The 19,671-nt window shown below is 74.6% G+C and carries 18 protein-coding genes; 8 read left to right on the forward strand and 10 right to left on the reverse strand.

Annotated elements, in window-relative coordinates; translation table 11 throughout:
- Positions 1-42 precede the first annotated feature (42 nt).
- Positions 43-1,224, reverse strand: coding sequence for a fatty acid biosynthesis transcriptional regulator FasR (fasR, locus tag ACFYUZ_RS01620; RefSeq protein WP_389305309.1), 1,182 nt, complete (start codon positions 1,222-1,224; stop codon positions 43-45).
- Positions 1,225-1,295: 71 nt separating this feature from the next.
- On the opposite strand from fasR, the gene ACFYUZ_RS01625 reads away from it, so the two are divergent.
- Entirely contained in the window at positions 1,296-1,949 is a 654-nt protein-coding gene (locus ACFYUZ_RS01625; protein ID WP_389305311.1) for a pirin family protein, read from the forward strand.
- Between the two features lie 406 nt (positions 1,950-2,355).
- On the opposite strand, the gene ACFYUZ_RS01630 is transcribed toward ACFYUZ_RS01625, so the two are convergent.
- A complete protein-coding gene (locus ACFYUZ_RS01630) occupies positions 2,356-3,534 on the reverse strand; it encodes an Ig-like domain-containing protein (RefSeq protein WP_389305313.1) in 1,179 nt (392 codons plus the stop codon).
- A 211-nt stretch (positions 3,535-3,745) separates the two neighbouring features.
- Here ACFYUZ_RS01630 and ACFYUZ_RS01635 point away from each other — a divergent pair, with 211 nt between their 5' ends.
- From ACFYUZ_RS01635 to ACFYUZ_RS01655, 5 genes are all read left to right on the forward strand, one after another.
- Entirely contained in the window at positions 3,746-4,933 is a 1,188-nt protein-coding gene (locus ACFYUZ_RS01635) for a lipid II:glycine glycyltransferase FemX (protein WP_389305315.1), read from the forward strand.
- Entirely contained in the window at positions 4,930-6,540 is a 1,611-nt protein-coding gene (gene murJ, locus ACFYUZ_RS01640; protein WP_389305316.1) for a murein biosynthesis integral membrane protein MurJ, read from the forward strand. The genes ACFYUZ_RS01635 and murJ overlap by 4 nt, the downstream gene beginning before the upstream one ends.
- A gap of 167 nt (positions 6,541-6,707) precedes the next feature.
- On the forward strand, positions 6,708-7,391 hold the full coding sequence (locus ACFYUZ_RS01645; RefSeq protein WP_389305317.1) for a response regulator: 684 nt from the start codon (positions 6,708-6,710) through the stop codon (positions 7,389-7,391).
- Between the two features lie 8 nt (positions 7,392-7,399).
- Positions 7,400-8,902, forward strand: coding sequence for a sensor histidine kinase (locus tag ACFYUZ_RS01650; RefSeq protein ID WP_389305319.1), 1,503 nt, complete (start codon positions 7,400-7,402; stop codon positions 8,900-8,902).
- Positions 8,899-9,594 carry a hypothetical protein gene (locus ACFYUZ_RS01655; protein WP_389305320.1) on the forward strand — a complete coding sequence of 232 codons (696 nt, stop codon included), beginning with the start codon at positions 8,899-8,901 and terminating at the stop codon, positions 9,592-9,594. The genes ACFYUZ_RS01650 and ACFYUZ_RS01655 overlap by 4 nt, the downstream gene beginning before the upstream one ends.
- Positions 9,595-9,604: 10 nt before the next feature.
- On the opposite strand, the gene ACFYUZ_RS01660 is transcribed toward ACFYUZ_RS01655, so the two are convergent.
- Positions 9,605-10,459 (reverse strand): serine hydrolase domain-containing protein, encoded by an 855-nt coding sequence (locus tag ACFYUZ_RS01660; RefSeq protein WP_389305321.1) that lies wholly within the window; start codon positions 10,457-10,459, stop codon positions 9,605-9,607.
- Positions 10,460-10,510: 51 nt separating this feature from the next.
- Here ACFYUZ_RS01660 and ACFYUZ_RS01665 point away from each other — a divergent pair, with 51 nt between their 5' ends.
- Both ACFYUZ_RS01665 and ACFYUZ_RS01670 read left to right on the forward strand, forming a co-directional pair.
- The gene (locus ACFYUZ_RS01665; protein ID WP_389305322.1) at positions 10,511-10,930 is read left to right on the forward strand and encodes a MerR family transcriptional regulator; all 420 of its coding nucleotides are present in this window, start codon (positions 10,511-10,513) and stop codon (positions 10,928-10,930) included.
- Positions 10,927-11,952, forward strand: coding sequence for an aldo/keto reductase (locus ACFYUZ_RS01670; protein ID WP_389305324.1), 1,026 nt, complete (start codon positions 10,927-10,929; stop codon positions 11,950-11,952). The genes ACFYUZ_RS01665 and ACFYUZ_RS01670 overlap by 4 nt, the downstream gene beginning before the upstream one ends.
- A 14-nt stretch (positions 11,953-11,966) precedes the next feature.
- Here the strand turns inward: ACFYUZ_RS01670 and ACFYUZ_RS01675 are convergent, their stop codons facing one another.
- The 7 genes from ACFYUZ_RS01675 to ACFYUZ_RS01705 all read right to left on the reverse strand — a co-directional run bounded on the left by ACFYUZ_RS01675 (position 11,967) and on the right by ACFYUZ_RS01705 (position 19,659).
- A complete protein-coding gene (locus ACFYUZ_RS01675) occupies positions 11,967-13,163 on the reverse strand; it encodes an acyltransferase (protein ID WP_389305326.1) in 1,197 nt (398 codons plus the stop codon).
- Positions 13,160-14,140, reverse strand: a complete 981-nt coding sequence (locus ACFYUZ_RS01680) for an alpha/beta hydrolase (RefSeq protein ID WP_389305327.1) — start codon at positions 14,138-14,140, stop codon at positions 13,160-13,162. Before ACFYUZ_RS01680 ends, ACFYUZ_RS01675 begins: the two co-directional genes overlap by 4 nt.
- Positions 14,141-14,297: 157 nt before the next feature.
- Entirely contained in the window at positions 14,298-14,981 is a 684-nt protein-coding gene (locus ACFYUZ_RS01685; protein ID WP_389305328.1) for a response regulator, read from the reverse strand.
- Entirely contained in the window at positions 14,978-16,321 is a 1,344-nt protein-coding gene (locus tag ACFYUZ_RS01690; RefSeq protein ID WP_389305330.1) for a sensor histidine kinase, read from the reverse strand. Before ACFYUZ_RS01690 ends, ACFYUZ_RS01685 begins: the two co-directional genes overlap by 4 nt.
- A 303-nt stretch (positions 16,322-16,624) precedes the next feature.
- Positions 16,625-17,575, reverse strand: a complete 951-nt coding sequence (locus ACFYUZ_RS01695; protein WP_389305331.1) for a DUF4429 domain-containing protein — start codon at positions 17,573-17,575, stop codon at positions 16,625-16,627.
- A 74-nt stretch (positions 17,576-17,649) separates the two neighbouring features.
- Positions 17,650-18,858: an alpha/beta hydrolase gene (locus ACFYUZ_RS01700; protein ID WP_389305333.1), complete on the reverse strand. Its 1,209-nt coding sequence runs from the start codon at positions 18,856-18,858 to the stop codon at positions 17,650-17,652.
- 141 nt (positions 18,859-18,999) lie between these two features.
- Positions 19,000-19,659 carry a TetR family transcriptional regulator gene (locus ACFYUZ_RS01705; protein WP_389305335.1) on the reverse strand — a complete coding sequence of 220 codons (660 nt, stop codon included), beginning with the start codon at positions 19,657-19,659 and terminating at the stop codon, positions 19,000-19,002.
- Positions 19,660-19,671 lie beyond the last annotated feature (12 nt).

Consider the following 19,671-nt stretch of genomic DNA (forward strand, 5'->3'; position numbering starts at 1 on the left):
GACGAAGAACCGTCGGGGGAATTGTTGGTGTTCGACAAAAGTCTAGGACTGCTGATCTCCGTCGGCCAAGCGTCCCAGGATCAGTGCGATCCGCAGAGTGAACGCGGAACGAACGTCGGAGGGTGACCAGCCGGTGACGTCGGTCACACGTCGAAGCCGGTAGCGCACGGTGTTCGGGTGGACGAAGAGCATCCGGGCCGCGCCTTCCAGACTGCTCGCCTGCTCCAGATAGACACTGAGGGTTTCGAGCAGCGCCGACCCCGCCTCCTCCAGCGGTCTGTAGATCTCCTCCACCAGCTGCTCGCGCGCCGAAGGGTCGGAGGCGATGGCGCGCTCCGGAAGGAGATCGTCCGCCAGAACCGGCCGGGGGGCGTCCTGCCACGCCGAGCAGGCCTTGAGACCGGCCGCCGCCGCCTGCGCGGAGCGGGTCGCGGCCAGCAGGTCGGGGACGACGGGACCGGCGACGACCGGCCCCGCCGCGTACGGCCCGATCAGCGCCTTGGCGACGGCCAGGGGGTTGTCGTTGCCGCCCGCGATGACGACGAGCCGGTCGCCGAGGACACCGGTGAGGACCTGGAGCTTGGCGTGCCGGGCGGCCCGGCGGATCGCCTCGACGGTGAGCTCGCTGTCCCCGTCGGGCGCGGTGCCGAGAACGACGCACACGTGGTCGGGCGAGTTCCAGCCGAGGGCCGCGGCACGGGAGACGGCACCCTCGTCCGCCTCGCCGGAGAGCACCGCGTTGACGACGAGCGATTCGAGCCGGGCGTCCCAGGCGCCCCGGGCCTCGGCGGCCTGCGCGTACACCTGGGCGGTCGCGAAGGCGATCTCCCGCGCGTAGACGAGCAGCGCCTCCCGCAGGACGTTCTCGTCCCCGGGGGCGGCGACCTCCTCGATCGCCGACTCCATGACCTCGATCGTGGTGCGGACCATCTCCACGGTCTGCCGCAGGGTGATCGCGCGGGTCAGCTCCCGGGGCGCCGTGCCGAAGACGTCGGTGGAGATGGCCTGCGGGGTCTCCGGGTGCCGGAACCACTCGGTGAACGCGGCGATGCCGGCCTGGGCGACCAGACCGATCCACGACCGGTTCTCGGGCGGCATCGCGCGGTACCACGGCAGCGTCTCGTCCATGCGGGCGATGGCGCCGGCGGCGAGTCGCCCGGACGACTGTTCGAGGCGCTTCAGGGTCGCGGCGTGCGGATGGGCGGCGTTCACGGGTTCAGGCACGGGGACAAGACTGCCTTATCGGGACGCCCGCATGCGGGGCCGGGGCCGCTTCGCCGGGCTACGGTACGTCCGTGATACGCATCCAGCGCGCGGCCGAGCGGTACCCCGGGGGCGACCCGGCGGCCGGGATCGAGACCCGGCACGCCCTCTCCTTCGGCCCGCACTACGACCCCGACAACCTCCGCTTCGGCGCGCTCCTCGCCGTCAACGAGGAGCGGCTGGCCCCCGGCGCCGGCTTCGACGAGCACCCCCACTCCCACACCGAGATCGTGACGTGGGTGGTGGAGGGCGAGCTCACGCACGCCGACAGCACGGGGCACACGTCGGTGGTCCGCCCCGGGGACCTCCAGCACCTCGCCGCGGCGGCCGGCGTCCGGCACGTCGAACGCAACGACGGCGAGGTCCCCCTGGTCTTCGTCCAGATGTGGCTGGCCCCGCTGGAGCCGGGAGGGACGCCGTCGTACGAGGTGGTGCGGGGCGTCGGGGACACGTACGACCTCCCGGCGGCGGGCGCGACGCTGCGGGTGGAACGCCTCAAGGCGGGCGAGACCGCGGAGCTCCCGACCGCGGCCTTCACGTACGTGCACGTGGTGCGGGGCGGGGTGTCGCTGGGCGACGAGTCCCTGGGCCCGGGGGACGCGGCCCGGCTGACGGGGGCGGAGGGCCTGGAACTGCAGGCGACCGCGGACACGGAGCTCCTGACCTGGAAGATGCGAGCGCCTTAGCCCCGCGCCCCCCGTTGCGGGCTGCGCCCGCCGGTGCGGTGCCCACCCCCGTGCCCCCGTTGTGGGCATGCGTTCCGCCGGGGCGGAACGGGTGGGCACAACGGAACGGCGCCCTTGCCGGCGCCAGAGGCTCCCGCGCCCTGACCCGCACCCCTGGTGACGGCGCACCCGGGGTGCGGGTCCAGGCGCGTAAGGCGGAGGCGCCGCTGAAGGGCGCCGTCCCGTGTGCCCACCCTCCCCCAAGCTCTCGGCTTCGCTCGAGCAGGGGGGACCCCCTCGCCCAGCGGGACGATTGCCCACACGGCGGGTGGCAGAAGGGCACCGCCCAGCTCGGCGCGGCCCCGCACCAGGGCGAGGGCACCGCCCAGCTCGGCGCGGCCCCGCGCCGGTGCGGGGACCGGGCGCGTCAGCGCAGCGCGCTCTTCGTCTTCCACGCCGCCCAGGACACGTTCCACGCCCCGTACCCGTTCCCCTCCGCCACCACGCCCTTCGTCTCGCGCCCCTTGATCTCGAAGGGATCGCCCACGTTCACGGACGCGTAGAAGGAGGAGGCGTCGGCGTCGCTCATCCCGATGCACCCCGAACTGTGGTTCGCGCGCCCGAAGTACGCCGCGTTCCACGGCGCCGCGTGCGCGTACATCCCCGACCACGTCAGCCGCATCGAGTAGTCGACGTCCTTGTTGTAGGCGTCGCCGAGACCGACCGTCTCGGAGTTCATGTTGATGGTGCCCTCCTTCGCCATCAGCACGGCCGTCCCCCGCCAGGACCGCTTGTCGCCGCCCGGGGTGCCCCCGGAGACCGGGATGCTCCGGACCGCCCGCCCGTCCCGTTCCAGCGTCAGCCGATGCGCGTCCAGGTCGACCTTCACGACCTGCGCCGCGCCGACGGTGAAGCCCGTGCGGTAGTCCCGTACGAACCAGCCGCCGCCCGAGTCCGTGCCGTCGAGGTCCGCTTCGAGGGTGACCTTCGTGCCCGGCTTCCAGTACTCCCGGGGACGCCAGTCGACCCGGTCCCGGCCCGAGTAGTCCTTGACCCAGCCCCAGGAGCCCTCGGTGCCGTTCGAGGTGGTGACCTTCAGCTGCCGCTCCACGTCCGCCTTCCGCGTCACCGGCAGGTCGAAGACGATGGAGAGCGGATGCCCGATGCCGACCGTGGTGTTCTTGCCGGGTGCCAGGGTCACCTTGTTGACCTTCTCGGGCTCCGGGGTGGTGAAGGACGACCGGCTGGTCGACTCCTTGCCGTCGGCCGCACGGGACGTCACCTCGACCGTGTACGAGGTGCCGGGCGCCGCCTTGCGGTCCGACACCCAGCTCGTACCGCCCGCGTCCGTACGCCCCTTGAGGGCACCGCCCTCCGCGTCCACCACCTTCACCGCCGTGAGCGTGCCGCCGGTCGCCCTCACGGTCACCGGACTGCCGGCCTCCTTCCTCAGGACCTCCACCTTCGCCGGCGGCGCCTGCGAGGAACCGGCCCCCGACCCCGCCCCCGACGGGCCCCCGTCCGCCGCCTGGGCCGTGCAGGCGGTGAGGGAGACGACGAGCGCGACGGCCGCCAGGGCGGGACGGGGTGTGCGTATCGGCAGCACGGAAGACCTCCGCGGTGTGAGGGAGAAAGGGTGGGATGTCCTGGACTGTAGGTCGCCCCCGCATCCCCTCGGGGGCCCGGGAGCCTCTGTGACCGGGGCTGCGGCAGAACGGTCATCGTCCGGTCACAATCGCCGCGCGCACCCGTCGTATTCGGCTGTGAGCCTGCTGTGCGCCCCGACCACCGAGGGGCGGAACAAGGAGGCTCCCGTTGTGTCAGCGCTGCTCGTGACGGCCGCACCCACCGACCGCCGCGCCCCCGCAGAACCGGTCAGGCTCGGACCCGTGACCCCCGAGGCGTACCGCGCCTTCCTCGGCTCCCGCTCCGGTGCGGACGGGCCCAGCTTCCTCCAACTCCCCTCCTGGGCCCAGGTGAAGGAGGGCTGGAGCCACCAGCTCGTCGGCTGGGGGCGGGAGGGCGCGGAGCTCTCCGGCGTCGCGCTCGTCCTCCTCCGGCCCTTCCCCGGCACCCGGAAGTACTTCGCCTACCTGCCCGAGGGGCCCGTCGCCGACTGGGCCGACCCCGACCTGGACGGCTGGCTCTCCCCGCTCCTCGGCCATCTGCGCTCCCTGGGCGCCTTCGCCGTCCGCATGGGACCCGGGCCCGCCTACCGCCGGTGGAACGCCGCCACCGTCAAGGCCGCCACCGGGCCCGGCCGTCGGCTCTCCGACGTCCTCGCCGACGAGGTCGACCCCCTGGGCACCGCGGTCGCCGAGCGGCTGCGCGCCCGTGGCTGGCGCAAGTGCGGCGGCGACTCCGAGGACGGCGCCGACGCCCAGCCCCGGCACGTCTTCCAGGTCCCGCTCGCCGGCCGCAGCACCGACGACCTGTGGACCGGTCTCAACCAGGAGTGGCGGCGCAACGTCCGCAAGGCACGGAAGTCCGGCGTCGAGGTCGTCGTCGGCTCCGCCGCCGACCTGCCCGAGTTCTACCGGCTGCTGCGCATCACGGAGGAACGCGACGGCTTCCGGCTCGGCCGCTCCCTCGCGTACTACGAGCGCCAGTACGCCGTCCTCAACGCCGAGCAGCCGGGCCGCATGAAGCTCTACCTCGCCCGCCACGAGGGCGAGATCCTCGCCGCGCACACCATGCTCGCGGTGGGCGGCCGCGTCTGGTACCAGACCGGCGCCTCCGCCGACCACCGCCGCGAGGTCCGCCCCTCCAACGCCCTGCAGTGGCGCATGATGCTCGACGCCCACGCCCTCGGCGCCGCCGTCTACGACCTCCGCGGGGTACCCTCCACCCTTGATCCGGACGCCCGTTCCCACGGCCTCCTCCGCTGGAAGCTCGGCACGGGCGGACAGGTCGTCGAGACGCTGGGGGAGTGGGAGATTCCGATGCAGGGCACGACCAACGGGGCGCTGTACCGCGCCTTCCAGGCCTATCTGGCCCGTCGATGACGGCGACGCTCACCGCACCACCGGAGCGGAAGAAGGCCTCCGCCCTCCGCAGCGGAGCCCTCATGGCCGCGGGCTCGCTCGTCTCCCGCGCCACCGGCTTCGTGCGGGCCTCCGTCGTCGCCGCGGCGCTCGGCGCGGGCTACGTCGCCGACGGGTACGCCGTCGGCAACTCCGTCCCCACCATCGTCTACATGCTGCTCCTCGGCGGGGCGCTCAACGCCGTCTTCGTCCCCGAACTGGTCAAGGCCGCCAAGGAGCACGAGGACGGCGGCGTCGCCTACACCGACCGGCTCCTCACCCTGAGCGCACTCGCCCTGACCGCGCTCACCACGGCGGCGGTGCTGGCCGCTCCGCTCATCGTCGACACGTACACCGACTACGCGGGCGCACAGCGCGAGATGACCATCACCTTCGCGCGCACGTGCCTGCCGCAGATCTTCTTCCTCGGGCTCTTCACCCTGCTCGGACAGGTCCTCAACGCCCGGGGCCGGTTCGGCGCCATGATGTGGACCCCCGTCCTCAACAACGTCGTCGCCGTCACCGTCTTCGGCCTCTTCCTCGCCGTCGGCGACGGCGGCGAACTCACCCCCGGGGAGACCGCCCTCCTCGGCTGGGGCACCACCGCCGGCATCGCCGTCCAGGCCCTCGCCCTGCTGCCCTCGCTGCGCGCCGCCGGCTTCCGCTGGCGCCCCCGCTTCGACTGGCGCGGCAGCGGCCTCGCCGCCCCGCTCCGCTCGGCGGGCTGGCTCGTCCTGCTCGTCCTCACCAACCAGGGCGCGTACTGGGTGACCACCCGGCTCGCCACCTCCGCGGGCACGGACCCCACGGTCAGCGGCGGAGGCCTCGCCGCGTACAACAACGCCTACCTCCTGTGGACCGTCCCGCACGGCATCATCACCGTCTCCCTCGTCACCGCGCTGCTGCCCCGGATGAGCGGCAGCGCCGCCGAGGGAGACCTCGCGGGGGTCCGGCGGGACGTCTCCTCCGCGCTGCGGACCAGCGCGGCGGCGATCGTCCCCGCCGCCTGCGCGCTCCTCGCGCTCGCCGTCCCGCTGATGACGGTCGTCTTCCGGTACGGGGCGACCACCGGCGACGACGTGCGCGCCATGGCCTGGACCCTGATGGCCTTCGCGCCCGGCCTGGTCGCCCTCTCCGGCCAGTACGTGTGCACCCGCGCCTTCTACGCCCTGCGCGACACCCGCACCCCGTTCCTGCTGAACCTCGTCATCGCCGGCCTGAACGCCGCCCTCTCCCTGGCCGCCTCCTCCTGCCTCCCCGCCCGCTGGGCGGTCACGGGCATGGCGGCGGCGTACTCGCTGGCGCTCGGGGCGGGCTGGGCGGTGACGGCGTACGCGCTGCGCCGCCGGCTGGGGAAGGGCACGGGCGAGGCGGTCTCCGCGCTGGCACGGCTCCTCGTGGCCGCGGTGCCGGCGGCGGGGTACGGGCTGTTCGTCGTGGACGCGGCGGGGGAGGCGGGGGCGGTGGTGGCGGGTCTGGCGGGAGCGGCGACGATCCTGACGGTCTTCGCCCTCCTCGCCCACCCCCTCCGCCTCACAGAACTCCAGACCCTCCTCCGCACCACCACCACCCGCCTCCACCGCCCCTGAAACCCCTCGCCCCCCTTGCGGGCCGCGCCCAGCGGGACGATCGCCCACACGGCGGGGGCACGGCGGCACCGCCCCAGCGGGCGCGGCCCGCAACGGGGGCGCCGGCGCAGTACGAACCTCAGCGGCCCCCGCCGGCCGGCCCGACCGACCTTGGGATACTTCACGACATGCCCCGCGTGCTCCTCATAGAAGACGACCCCTCCGTCCGCGAAGGCGTCGAGCTCGGCCTCCGTCGCCGCGGGCACGAGGTCCGCACCGCCCCCACCGGCGAGGCGGGTCTCGCCGCGCTCGGCGAGTTCCGGCCGGACCTGCTGCTCCTCGACCTGATGCTGCCCGGCATGAACGGCGTCCAGGTCTGCCGCCGGGTCCGCGAGGGGAGCCAGCTGCCGATCATCATGCTCACCGCCCGCGGGGACGACTTCGACGTGGTCGTGGGCCTGGAGGCCGGCGCCGACGACTACATCGTCAAGCCCGCCCGTACGGAGGTCATCGAGGCCCGGATACGGGCCGTGCTGCGGCGCATCGAGGAGCCCGGCGCCGGCCGGGCCGCCGTCGAGTTCCACGGGGAGCTCGCGATCGACCGGGCGGGCCTGACCGTCGCCAAGGCGGGCGAGCGCGTCGCCCTCGCCCCCTCCGAGCTGAAGCTGCTGCTGCACCTCACGGCCGCCCCCGAACAGGTCTTCAGCCGGCAGCAGCTCCTGGAGCACGTCTGGGAGCACAGCTACCACGGTGACGCCCGGCTGGTGGACGCCTGTGTCCGCCGGCTGCGGAACAAGATCGAGGACACCCCGGGCGAGCCCCGGTACATCCAGACCCTGCGGGGCTTCGGCTACCGCTTCGGCCCCCTGTGAAGGCCTGCGTGAGCCCGGACCCGGACGGCGGGAACGGCGACGGACCGGCTCCGGGACGCCGTCGCGGGACCCGCGGCCCCCGCCTCCACCCCTTCGGCCTCCGTACCCGGCTCGTCCTCGCCTTCCTCCTCGTCGCGGCCGTCGGCTGCGGCACCACCGCCGCCCTCACCTACCGCGCCGCCCGGAACGCCATCCTGGAGCAGACCCAGGACACCGCCGTCTCGGCTTTCCGCGACCAGGTCGATCCGCTCGTCATCACCCTGCCCGTCAACGGGGACTCCCTGCGGGATGTGGTCCTCTCCATCGCCCGCCAGGGCAAGCCCCGCCCCTGGCGGGTCTACGCCGAGTACGGCTCGGTCCGCATCTCCTCCACCGACCGCCCCACCTCCTCCGTCGTCACGCCCGAGCTGCGGGCCCGGGCCCAGGCCCGCACGGCCACCCCGCACGGCAGCTTCCAGCGGGTGGTGAAGAACGGCACGCCGTACCTGACGATGGCCGTCCCCGCCGTGTTCCGGACGCACGTGAGCCAGGGGACGGCCCAGCCGACCGGTCTCGTCTTCTACGCGGTCATGGAGCTCGACGAGGAGGAGGCGAACATCGAGGCCATGGTGACCGCGGCCCGTGACGGCGCCCTCCCGGCGCTGGCCGTGGCCCTGGTGCCCGCGCTCATCGCCTCGCGCGGCGTGCTCCGCCCCGTGCGGGAGCTGCGGCAGGCGGCCCACAGCATGGGCCGGGGCCGGCTCGACACCCGTATCCACGCAAAGGGCAGCGACGAACTCGCCGATCTCGCCCGGACGTTCAACGAGTCCGCCGCCCAGCTGGAACGTTCCGTCGCGGAACTCCGCAACGCCGAGGCCCGCGCCCGCCGCTTCGCCTCCGACGTCTCGCACGAACTGCGCACCCCGCTCGCCGGCATGCTCGCGGTCACCGAGGTCCTCGACGAGGACGCCGGCAGCCTCGACAGCGACACCGCCCGCGCCGTCCGGCTGATCAGCGCCGAGACCGGGAAGCTCGCCGTGCTCGTCGAGGACCTGATGGAGATCTCCCGCTTCGACGCGCGGGCGGCCGAGCTCCACACCGACGAGGTCGACGCCGCCGACTGCGTCCGCAAGACCCTCCAGCACCGGCACTGGACCGATCCGGCGCAGGTCGTCCCGTACCTTGGGGAGGGGATCAGGGCGCGGCTCGACCCGCGCCGTTTCGACGTCGTCGTCGCCAACCTCGTCGGCAACGCGCTGCGGCACGGGGCCGCGCCGGTGACGGTCAGGCTGTACGCGGAGGGGGACGAGCTGGTGACGGAGGTCGCGGACCGGGGGCCGGGCATCCACCCGGACGTCCTGCCGCACGTCTTCGACCGCTTCTACAAGGCGGACCAGGCCAGGACCCGCTCGGCGGGCAGCGGCCTCGGCCTGGCGATCACCCTGGAGAACGTCCGGCTGCACGGCGGCACCGTCCACGCCGCCAACCACCCGGCGGGCGGGGCGGTCTTCACCGTGCGGATGCCGCTGTGAGGCGCCGGACGACAGCGGGCCTCCGGACGACCCCGGGCCTCCGTGCGACCCCGGGCCTCCGTACGGCCTCGGGTCGCCGGACGACCGCGCCCCGCCGGGCGGCCGTCGCGGCCCTGCTCGGGACCGTCGCGCTCGCCGCCTGCGGCATCCAGGAGAGCGACGTCGTCGAGGCGGGCGGCGCCGCGACCGTCGCGGTCGCCCCGGCGCCCGAGTTCCGCATGGTGCTCTACTTCCTCGGGCCGGACGGACGGCCGGTCCCGGTGGTCCGTGAGCTGGGGCCACCGGTCCCCGACCCGACGTTCGCCTCGGGCGGCTCCGAGTCGGCCGAGGACCGCAAGGCCCAGGGGCTGGGCTCCGGATGGGCGCGGGACAAGCGCGGTGCCCGGGCCGCCACCGACGAGGTGCTCGCCGCGCTCCTCGCCGGCCCGGCCGGTGCCGACACCGCCGCCGGCCTGACCACGGGCCTCCCGGTGTCCGGGAAGCCGCCGCACGCCGAGGCGACCGGGACCCTGACCCCGGAGGGCCGCCGGGTCGTCCTGCTCCGGTCGACGTTCCCCGTCAGGGGCCTGTCGGAGGCGGCCGTCCAGCAGTTGGTGTGCACGGCCGCGTACGCGGAGGACGGCGGGGGCATGGTCGACGTGAGCCTGGCGGGCGTCGACGGCACGCTCCCGACGACCCGCTGCGATACCTGAGGGGCTCCCGTCAGCGCGCGCGCAGGTCCGCGAGCACCGCGTCCGTGAACGGCGGCCACGCCTCGACCGCCCACGGTCCGAAGGGCCGGTCGGTGAGCACCACGCACGCCGCCCCCGTGCTGTTCCCGCCCGCCCACCGGGCGTCCGGGTCGATCCACAGGAACGTTCCGGCCTGCCCGAAGTGCCCGAAGGTGCGCGGCGAGGAGCTCGCGCCCGTCCAGTGCGGGGACTTGCCGTCGCGGATCTCGAAGCCGAGCCCCCAGTCGTTCGGCTTCTGGTGCCCGTAGCCGGGCAGGATGCCGGTCAGACCGGGGTACGTGACGGTCATCGCGTCCAGGACGGTCCGGGCGTCCAGCAGCCGCGGCGCCTGCACCTCGGCGGCGAACCGCACCAGGTCGTCCACGGTGGACACGCCGTCCTTCGCGGGCGAGCCCTCCAGGGTCGTCGAGGCCATGCCGAGGGGCTCCAGGACCGCCTGGTGCAGATACTCGGAGAAGGGGATGTCGGTGGCCTTGGCGACGTGGTCGCCGAGGGCCTCGAAGCCGGTGTTGGAGTAGATCCGGCGGGTGCCCGGCGCGGCCATGACCCGGTTCTCGTCGAAGGCGAGCCCCGAGGTGTGGGCGAGGAGGTGGCGGACGGTCGAGCCCTCGGGCCCGGCCGGCTCGTCGAGGTCGATCGCCCCCTCCTCGTACGCGACGAGGACGGCGTACGCCGCGAGCGGCTTGGTGACGGAGGCGAGCGGGAAGCGCTGCCCGGTGGGGCCGTGGGACCCGGCCAGGGTGCCGTCCGCGCGGACGACGGCGGCGGCCGCGGTGGGGACGGGCCAGTTCTCGATCGACGCCAGGCTCGGCAAGCTGCTGTGCATGGGGCCGAGCCTACTTGCTTCGAGTGCACTCCAACGTTTTAGCGTGGGGACATGAGCGTGACCGAGAGCATCGCGAGCACGACCGGGCTTACGGGGAAGGACCGTTACACCATCAGCGAGGTGGCCGCCCTGACCGGCCTCACCGCGCACACCCTGCGCTGGTACGAGCGGATCGGGCTGCTGCCGCAGGTCGACCGTTCGCACACGGGACAGCGCCGCTTCACGGAGCACGACCTCGGCTGGCTGACCTTCGTCGGCAAGCTGCGGCTGACCGGGATGCCGGTCGCCGACATGGTCAGGTACGCCGAGCTGGTGCGCGAGGGCGACCACACCAGGGACGACCGGCGGGAGCTCCTGGAGGCCACCCGACGCGACGTCCTCGCCCGGATCACGGAGCTCCAGGACACGCTCGCCGTGCTCGACATCAAGATCAGCCACTACGGGACCGCAAGCGGAGGCACACCTTCATGACCAGCGTGACCAAGATCGACACCGTACGCCTCGGCGGTCAGGGCGGGCCGGAGATCGGAGTCCAGGGCTTCGGCGCCATGGGCATCAGCGAGTTCTACGGCGACACCGACGAGGCGGCCGCCCGCGACACCCTCGACGCGGCCCTGGAGGCGGGCGTCACCCTGATCGACACCGCCGACATCTACGGCAGCGGCGCCAACGAGGAGTTCCTCGCGCCCTTCCTCGCCGCCCACCGCGACGAGGTCACCCTCGCCACCAAGTTCGCCATAGAGCGCCGCGCCGACGACCCGGCCCACCGGGCCGTCCGCAACGACCCCGCCTACATCAAGAAGGCCGCCGAGGACAGCCTGCGCCGCCTCGGCGTCGAGACCATCGACCTCTACTACATGCACCGCCGCGACCCGCGGATCCCCTTCGCCGAGTCCGTCGGCGCGATGGCCGAGCTCGTCCAGGAGGGCAAGGTCCGCTTCCTGGGCCTGAGCGAGGTCACCGGGCCCGAGCTGCGCGAGGCCCACGCGGTGCACCCGATCGCCGCCCTCCAGTCGGAGTGGTCGCTCTTCTCCCGGGACGTGGAGCGCAGCGCCGTCGGCGCCGCCGCCGAGCTCGGCGTCACCTTCGTGCCCTACTCGCCGCTCGGCCGGGGCTTCCTGACCGGCGCGTTCGCGGACGCGGGCAAGGAGCTGTCGGGCGGCGACTTCCGCCGGCACCAGCCCCGCTACACCGGCGAGAACGCCGAACGGAACGCCGCCCTCCTCGACCCGGTCCGGAAGATCGCCGCCACCCACGGCGCGACGCCGGCCCAGATCGCCCTCGCCTGGGTGCAGCAGCGCGCCGCCGTGCACGGCCTCACGGTCGTCCCGATCCCGGGCACCCGCAAGCGCTCCCGCCTCCTGGAGAACGCGGCCGCCACCCGCATCACCCTCACCGCCGCCGAACTCGCCGAACTGGAGCCGATCGCCGGCCTGGTGGCCGGCGACCGCTACCCGGACATGAGCTCCACGTCGGCGGCCCGAGAGGCCTGAGCCCCACCGCCCGCTCACGCGAGCCCCAGGGCGAAGACCGCGAAGCCCGCCGCGAGAAGCCCCGCCAGGGTGCGGCGGACCGGGCCGGTCTTCGCCCACGGGGCCTCGAAGACGCGCGCGTACCGGCCGATCGCGACCAGCAGCCCGGCGAAGACCGGCATCCAGGCCAGCCGGGCGAGGATCCAGCCCACCGAGTCCGGCGCGCCCACCAGCCCCGCGACCTCGCCGGCGTACGAGGCGGGGATCGCGGCGGTGAGCATCGCCGTCTGGTGCCAGCACAGGATCGTCATCGCGGACAGGTTGACCACGACGACCGGCGCCCACAGCGCGGGCCGCCTCAGGAGCGTGCCGAGCCGGTCCCGGAGCAGGACCGCCGCACCGCTCTGCGCGGCGGCGAGGGCGAGGACGAGCAGCGACGGCGGGTGCGAGTTGGTGCGGGCCTCACCGGGGACGCCGACCATCGACGCCGGGTAGCCGAAGAACAGCAGCAGGGCGGCGAAGAGCGCGGCGCCGCCGAGCAGCAGCCCCCACGCGTGGCGCCGGACGACCCGGCCCTCGCCCCACGAGACGCCGAGCTGGTACGCGAACAGCCAGCCGGGCAGGATGTTCAGGACGCTCAGCCAGGACGGCACGGCGTCGGCGTACGGCCCGTACCGCAGGAAGTCGACGACGGCGACCGAGCCGAGCAGCGGCGCCGCGGCCCACACCCCGAGGCGGCGGGCCGCCCGCACGCACAGCGGGGTCAGCGCGGTGACCACCGTGTACACCCCGACGAACCAGAGCGGCTGGATCACCAGCGTGGACGCCGTCCGCAGCGTGTCCACGGGCACCCCGAGCCCGAAGCGCAGCACCGGCAGCAGCGCCGCCCAGACGGCGGTGACCCCGAGCACCGGGCGGCCCAGCCGGGCGAGCCGGCCGCCCAGCCACGCGCGCGTGGAGCCCGTGCGGCGCCGGTACGACAGGACCGACGCGTAGCCGCCGACGAGGAAGAAGATCCCCAGCATCTGCAGGACCCAGCTGACGGGCGCCAGACCCGCGAAGGTGCCCAGCGGGCTCGCGTTGTGGATCGCGCCGTCGGCGGAGAGCGTGAAACCGCCGAGCAGCCAGTGCCCGGTCGGCACGGCGAGCAGAGCGAGGGCCCGCAGCCCGTCGACCGCCCGGTCGCGGTGGGCGGGGGTGGAGGACTCGATCTTCCGGACGAGGGTCCTCATCGGACGTCCCCCTCGGCGATCGCGGCGAACGCGCGGAGGGAGGCGGTGCCGGGCGCGAAGTAGCCGCCGTGCCCGGCGGCGTCCCCCGCCGGGATCAGGCGCGCCCCGAAGGCGGGGTCGGTGGGGTCGGCGCCGTGCCCGAGGCCCGCGAACTCGACGTTCGGGACCCGGTCGATCCAGTCGGTGGGATCCTTCGCCGCCCAGACGCGGGCGGAGGTGCCGAGCTCGGAGACGTTCTCGGCGCGCATCCCGGGGGAGCCGAAGACCACCAGGTCCTTGGCCTTCAGCTCGTGCGCGGCGAGACCGCAGACCACGGAGCCGTAGCTGTGGCAGAAGACGGACGGCTCGGCCGCGCCGACGGCGGCGAGCCCGTCCGTGAAGCGGGTCAGCCGCACGGCCCCGGCCTCCGCGAGCCGGCCGGTGGCCGCGTCCAGGCCGACCCCCACGGGCGTCGTGTACCCGGCCCAGGCGACGACCGCCGTACGGCCGCCGGTCGCCCGGCGCAGCCCGGCCGCCATGTCGGCGAGCGGCCGCACGCGGACGGCGTCGACGTCGGAGCCGGGCACGATCACGGCCACGTGCTCGGCCCGCGCCAGGTCCCCGTAGACCAGCGCCACCTGCCCCCGGCCGCGCGGATCGTGGGCGAGGACCCGCGCCCCGCCGAACTCCCCTTGCGTGGAGCGGGCGTTGGCCTCGTACCGCAGCTCCAGGGGCGCCCCGTCGAGGTTCCCGACGACCGTCGGGTGCGTCCGGGCCAGCTCCCTCTGTCGTACGGGACTCAGTCCGGCGAAGAACCGCGCGATCTCGGCCGGGCCCGTCCGCTCCGGGTCGGGCAGCCCCGCGGCCCGCCACGCCGCCGCCCCGGCCGGGGCCCCGGTCACGGCCTCCTGGGTGTTCCCGGACGCCCAGCCGGCCGTCCCGGCGATCACGCCGGTCACCACCGCGGCGGTGATCAGGGTCCTCGTGAAGCGGCGCATCGGCCCGCCCTCCCTCGCTCTCGTCGTTGGCGAGAGGAAGGTAGGAAGACGACGGGTGACGGCACGTCACACCGGGGAGCCAAGTCCGCGGTGATACCGGGGTAGGGGGCGGAGGAGCGGCCAACACCAGCCCTGGGGTGGGGATTTCCCCCGGGTGCTAGCGCGACTCCCCGGGCGTGACCAGGCCCGACTCGTACGCGAAGACCACCGCCTGTGCCCGGTCGCGCAGGTCCAGTTTGGCGAGCACCCGGCCGATGTGGGTCTTCACCGTCTGCTCGGCGAGGACCAGGGTGTCCGCGATCTCCTGGTTCGACAGGCCCCGGGCGATCAGCTCCAGGACCTCCGTCTCGCGCGGCGTGAGCCCGTTCAGGCGCAGCGCCGTGGTGTCCCGGCGGGGCGCCGGGCGCGAGGCGGCGAAGTCGGCGATGAGGCGGCGGGTCACGGACGGGGCGAGCAGCGCCTCGCCCGCCGCCACCACCCGTACCGCCGCGATGAGATCGGCCGGCGGCGCGTCCTTGAGGAGGAAGCCGGACGCGCCCGCGCGCAGCGCCTCGTACACGTAGTCGTCGACGTCGAAGGTGGTCAGCATCAGCACCTTCGGCCGGTGCACGACCCCGGCCGGCGGATGCAGGATCTCCCGGGCCGCCGCGAGCCCGTCCAGCTCCGGCATCCGCACGTCCATCAGGACCACGTCCGGGTGCGTCGAGCGCGCCACCTCCACGCCCTGCCGCCCGTCCGGCGCCTCGCCGACCACGTCGATGTCGGGCTGCGCGGCGAGCAGGGCGGCGAAACCGGCCCGCACCATGGCCTGGTCGTCGACGATGATCACGCGGATGGTCACTCGGTGTCCTTCGTACGCAGGGGAAGCCTGGCCGCGACGCGGAAGCCGCCGTCGGGCAGCGGCCCGGTGTCCAGCGAGCCGCCGGTCAACCGTACGCGTTCCCGCATGCCGACGAGCCCGTGCCCGGTGCCGGCGGCGCCCCGCTCGACGGAGGAACGCTCCTCCAGGGACGGCCCGTTGACGACGAGAACGGTCAGCCACCCGTCCTCGGCCCGTACGGATACGCGGGTCGAGGCCCCGGGCGCGTGCCGCACCACGTTCGCCAGGGCCTCCTGCACGATCCGGTACGCCGACAGGTCCACCGCCTGCGGCACCTCCCCGAGGTCGGCGGCGAGCCGCAGCTCGGCCGGCACCCCCGCCCGTACGGTCGCCTCGACGAGCTGCTGGACCCGGTCGAGGCCCGGCTGTGGAGCCCGCTCGCCCTCGCCGCCGTCACTGCGCAGGACGGAGAGCAGCCGGCGCATCTCGGCCAGCGACTCGCGCGCGCTCGCCGCGATGGAGGTGAACTCCTCGCGGGCCGCGTCCGGGAGTTCGGGGATGCGGTACGGGGCCGAGTCCGCCTGCACGGTGATCACGGACATGTGGTGGGCGACGACGTCGTGCAGCTCGCGCGCGATCCTGGCCCGCTCCTCCAGGAGCGTGCGGCGGGCCCGTTCGGCCTCGTTGATGGTCTCCTGCTCGGCCAGCCGCCGCTGGGCCTCGCCACGGGCGCGGACGGCCGAGGTGAGGAGCAGCAGCACACCGCTCAGGACGAGCAGCAGGAGGTGCAGGCTGGTGAGCCCGGCGGGCCGGAAGGCCTCCAGGACGAAACCGGCCACGCCGGTGGCCAGCCACACCCCGAACAGCGCCCGGCGGGACTCGCGCAGTCCGAGCGCGACCATCAGCGCGCAGTAGCCGATGACGACCGGCGGGGTCCACGGCCACATCTCCGCCCGGGGGCCGTCCGAGCCGAGCAGCACGAGCGCGCCGAGCACATCGGCGGCGAAGACGACCCACCAGGCCTGGAGGGGACGGGTGACGGCGAGGAGCAGCGGCGCGGCCTGGGCGGTGCCGAGGGCGCCGGCGAGGGCGCCGTTGACGCCGTAGTCGTTGATGAGGAGCAGGACGGTGGAGGGGAGGAGCGCGGCGGTGAACGCGAGGGCGACGGCGTACGGCAGCAGCCGCACCCAGCGACCGGGCGCGCCCGCGAGGAGCGGGGCGCCCGGCGTGGTGGGCGTGGTGAGCGCGACTCCGAGCCCCTGGAACGCCTCCCGCGTCCGGGCGATCACCCACCGCCCACCGGGACGACGGCCGACGGGCGGGGGAGCGGTGGGCGGCTGGGGCCGCGATTCGATGTCCATGACGCCCCCAGCGTAGGGAGCCCCGTGACGCGGGGCGTCATACCGAGGACCGGGGTGAACCCTGATACCGGGGTATGAACCGGGCCCCACCCACACCCGTTGCGACCGCATCCGCGGGGGCGGTGGCCCGGGCCCCGTTGCGGGCGCCCGTCCGCCGGGGCGGTGCCGCCGCCCCCGCGCCCCCGTTGTGGGCATGCGTTCCGCTGGGGCGAGGGGGGTCCCCCTCGCCCAGCGGGACGACTGCCCACACGGAGGTGGGCCGGGGGCACCGCCCCGCGAAGGCGGGACGGCCCCCACACCCCCTCACAGCTCCGCCAGAAGCTCCGCCTTCTTCGCCGAGAACTCCGCATCCGTGACCAGCCCCGCCTGATGCAGCTCCCCCAAGTGACGAATCCTTTCAGCCACGGCCCCCGGATCCCCGTGCCCCGCCCCCCGCCCCCCGGCCGGAACCGCGACGGGCACGGCGGCGCGGTCCCTGCCCCGGATCGCGGCGAGGACCGCCGCGGCGAAGGTCAGGGACTCGTGCACCGGCCCGTAGCGGCCGAAGACGACGCACGCCGGGTCCTGGTCGGGCTGGACGGCCCGGGGCCCGCCGGCCCGGGGCACGAGCCGCAGGTACCCGTCGACGCCGTCCGGCGAGCGCCACTCGACCCCGCAGAGGTCCCGTACCGAGAAGACCTGGTCGCCGGCCTTCCACTTCTCCGAGGACGCCCCCGTCCGGGACCAGCGGAAGGCGACCTCCGACGTCCCGTCGAAGCTGGCCTTACCGTCGTACGCCTTGAAGGACTGCGGCCCCGGCGGCGGCGCCACCAGGAACCGGTCGGCGGGCGCGAAGCCCCCCGCGTCCGCGAAGCCCCCCGCGTCCACGTCGCCCGGCGCGTACGCCTCGTACCCGACGGCCCCCGCGGCCCCCGGGCGCGACGCGAGGAGCGCCAGCAGCTCGTCCCGGCAGTGCTCGGCGAGCGCCTCGCGTTCCGCCGGGAGCACCAGGCGGTACGGATCGCTGCCCTCCTTGAGCTGCCCGGCCGCCGCCTCCATCAGCGGATCGGCGCCCGGCCGCGGCACGGCGTGCAGCACGACGGTGCCCCGCTTGCCGGGCGTGAGCGTCACCGACGCCAGCGCCTCGTGCGGCACGCGTCTCTCGCGCAGCGCCCCGAAGAGCTTCGGCGTGCGGATCCCCCGGTCGAAGCGGATGACGAGGGCGTCGCTCTCGAGCTCCCAGGTGGCATGAATTCCGGCCAGCACATCACCCATGCGCCTCATCGTAAGCGGCGTGTGCCCTTGCGTCGCCCCTGTGAAAGGTCCTGAAATTGCGTGATCTACGCGCGTCAGAGCCCTTCCGTGCCGGATATTCCGTCGTGGCAAGCGCTGTCGGCACGTGCGCAGACCAGGTCCGGGTACGCCCCGACGCCTATCGCGGCGAAGTTGCCGAGGCTCTGCGTCCCCGGCTCGAAATAGCCGCTGTGGCCGAGCGCGCCGTGCGCGGAGAGCAGCCTCGCGCCGAACTCCGGCGCGACCGGGTCGGCGCCGTGCCCGACCCCGCCCACCTCCAGGTGCGGCACGTCCGCGATCCAGTCATCGGCGTCCCGCATGGCCCACACGCGCGCGTGGCTGTCGAGGTCGGCGGCCCGCTCGACCCGCATGCCGGGGCTGCCGGCCACGGCCAGGTCGGTCACCCGGGCGGGCAGCCGGGGCGCGGCGGCCCCGCAGAGCACGGAGCCGTAGCTGTGGCAGAAGAGCGCCACGCGCGCCTCCGGGGGCAGGGACTCGGCGAGGCCCACCAGGCGTACGGCCCCCTCCTCGGCCAGCCGGCCGGTCACCGCGTCGACGCCTATCCCGACGGGCGCGGTGTAGTCGGCCCAGGCGATGACCGCCACGCGCGCCCGTGGCGAGGCCTGCCGCTCGGCCGCGTAGAGGGCCTCGGCCATGCCGGCGGGGGCTCCGTACCGGCCGTGGGTCTTCTGGAAGGTGAGCAGGTTGGTGTCGACGCCGGGCACGATCACCGAGACGCGCCGGGCCCGCTCCAGATCGCCGAGGACCTCGGCGGCCCGCCCCGTACCGGTGGGGTCGAAGGCGAGGACCTGGCGGCCGGGCCGCATCAGCGAGGCGAAGCGGTCGACGCGGCGCCGGGCCTCGTGCCGGCCTTCGGGGGAGAGCCTGGTGTCGTCGACCCTGCTCCGCTCGGCGGCGTACGCGCGCGCGAGGGTGATGCGGTTGGCGCGGTAGCGCAGGGCGACCGGGGCGCCGTTGAGGTTGCCGACGACGAGCGGGTGCCGGGCGGCGAGCCGGGCGCCGCCCGCCGGGCCGAGTGCGGCGAAGAACGCGGCGACGGCGCGGGCCGGGGCGCCCGGGTCGGGCAGCGGCCGGTGGTCGATCCGGTCCCGTGCCCAGGCGGCGAGCGCGGCCTCGCGGGACGACCACGGCAGGGGCTGGTGCCGGATCGTGGTCCACCCGGTGGTCGCGAGGAGTACGAACACGACGGCGAGGGCGAGGAGCGCGCGCGTGGCGACGAGGGCGGGCGAGGCATCGGAGGTCACGGGCGGCCACCCTACGGGGCCCGACGCAGGTCCCTTCACACGGCGGCCCTCCTGCGGGAAGCGGAGGGCCTGCGCGGCGGTCCTGGCGCGGCGGCAGGCCGGCGGCCTGCGCGGCAGCCCCCGTACGGAAGGGCCGGCGGCCTACGCCCCCGCCCCCGGCCCCTCCCCGGACCGGTCCCGCCAGTGGGAGACGAGCGCCGGGCCGAGGTGGTCGAGGTACTCCTCGGTGAGCGCGCGGATGGCCTCCAGGCTCCCGTCCGTGCCCCGGCCCCACATCTGCCCGGTCACCCGCATCACCCCGCTGAAGGCCGCCACCGCGATCCGGGGGCGCGGGTCCTCGTCGACGTCGAGGCCCTCGCGCGCGGCGATGATCCGGGAGATCGTCTCCTCCATCTCGGTGGAGCGGCGCAGGTGGGCGGCGAGCAGCGCGGGCGTCGACTCGATCATCCGGTACGTGCGCAGGTGCAGCTCGACGGGGACGACCTCGGCGATCGCCTCGCCGATGGTGTCCCAGGCGCACAGGACGGCGTTGCGCATCGCGTCGAGGGGGGCCTCGGCCGGGGGCCGCTGTCCGAGGGCGTGCACGAAACGCTCCTCCACCATCCGCTGGACGGCGAAGGCGACCTCCTCCTTGGAGGAGAAGTACCGGAAGAAGGTGCGCTGGGAGACCTCCACGGCGTCGACGATCTCGTCGACGGTGGTCCGCTCGTACCCGTGCTCGGTGAAGAGCTCCAGGGCGACCCGGATCAGCGCGTCGCGCGTGCGCTGCTTCTTCCGCTCGCGCAGTCCGGGCACGGTCACGTCGGTCCTCTT

This window comes from Streptomyces sp. NPDC004266 (genome assembly GCF_042874095.1).
GTDB lineage: Bacteria > Actinomycetota > Actinomycetes > Streptomycetales > Streptomycetaceae > Streptomyces.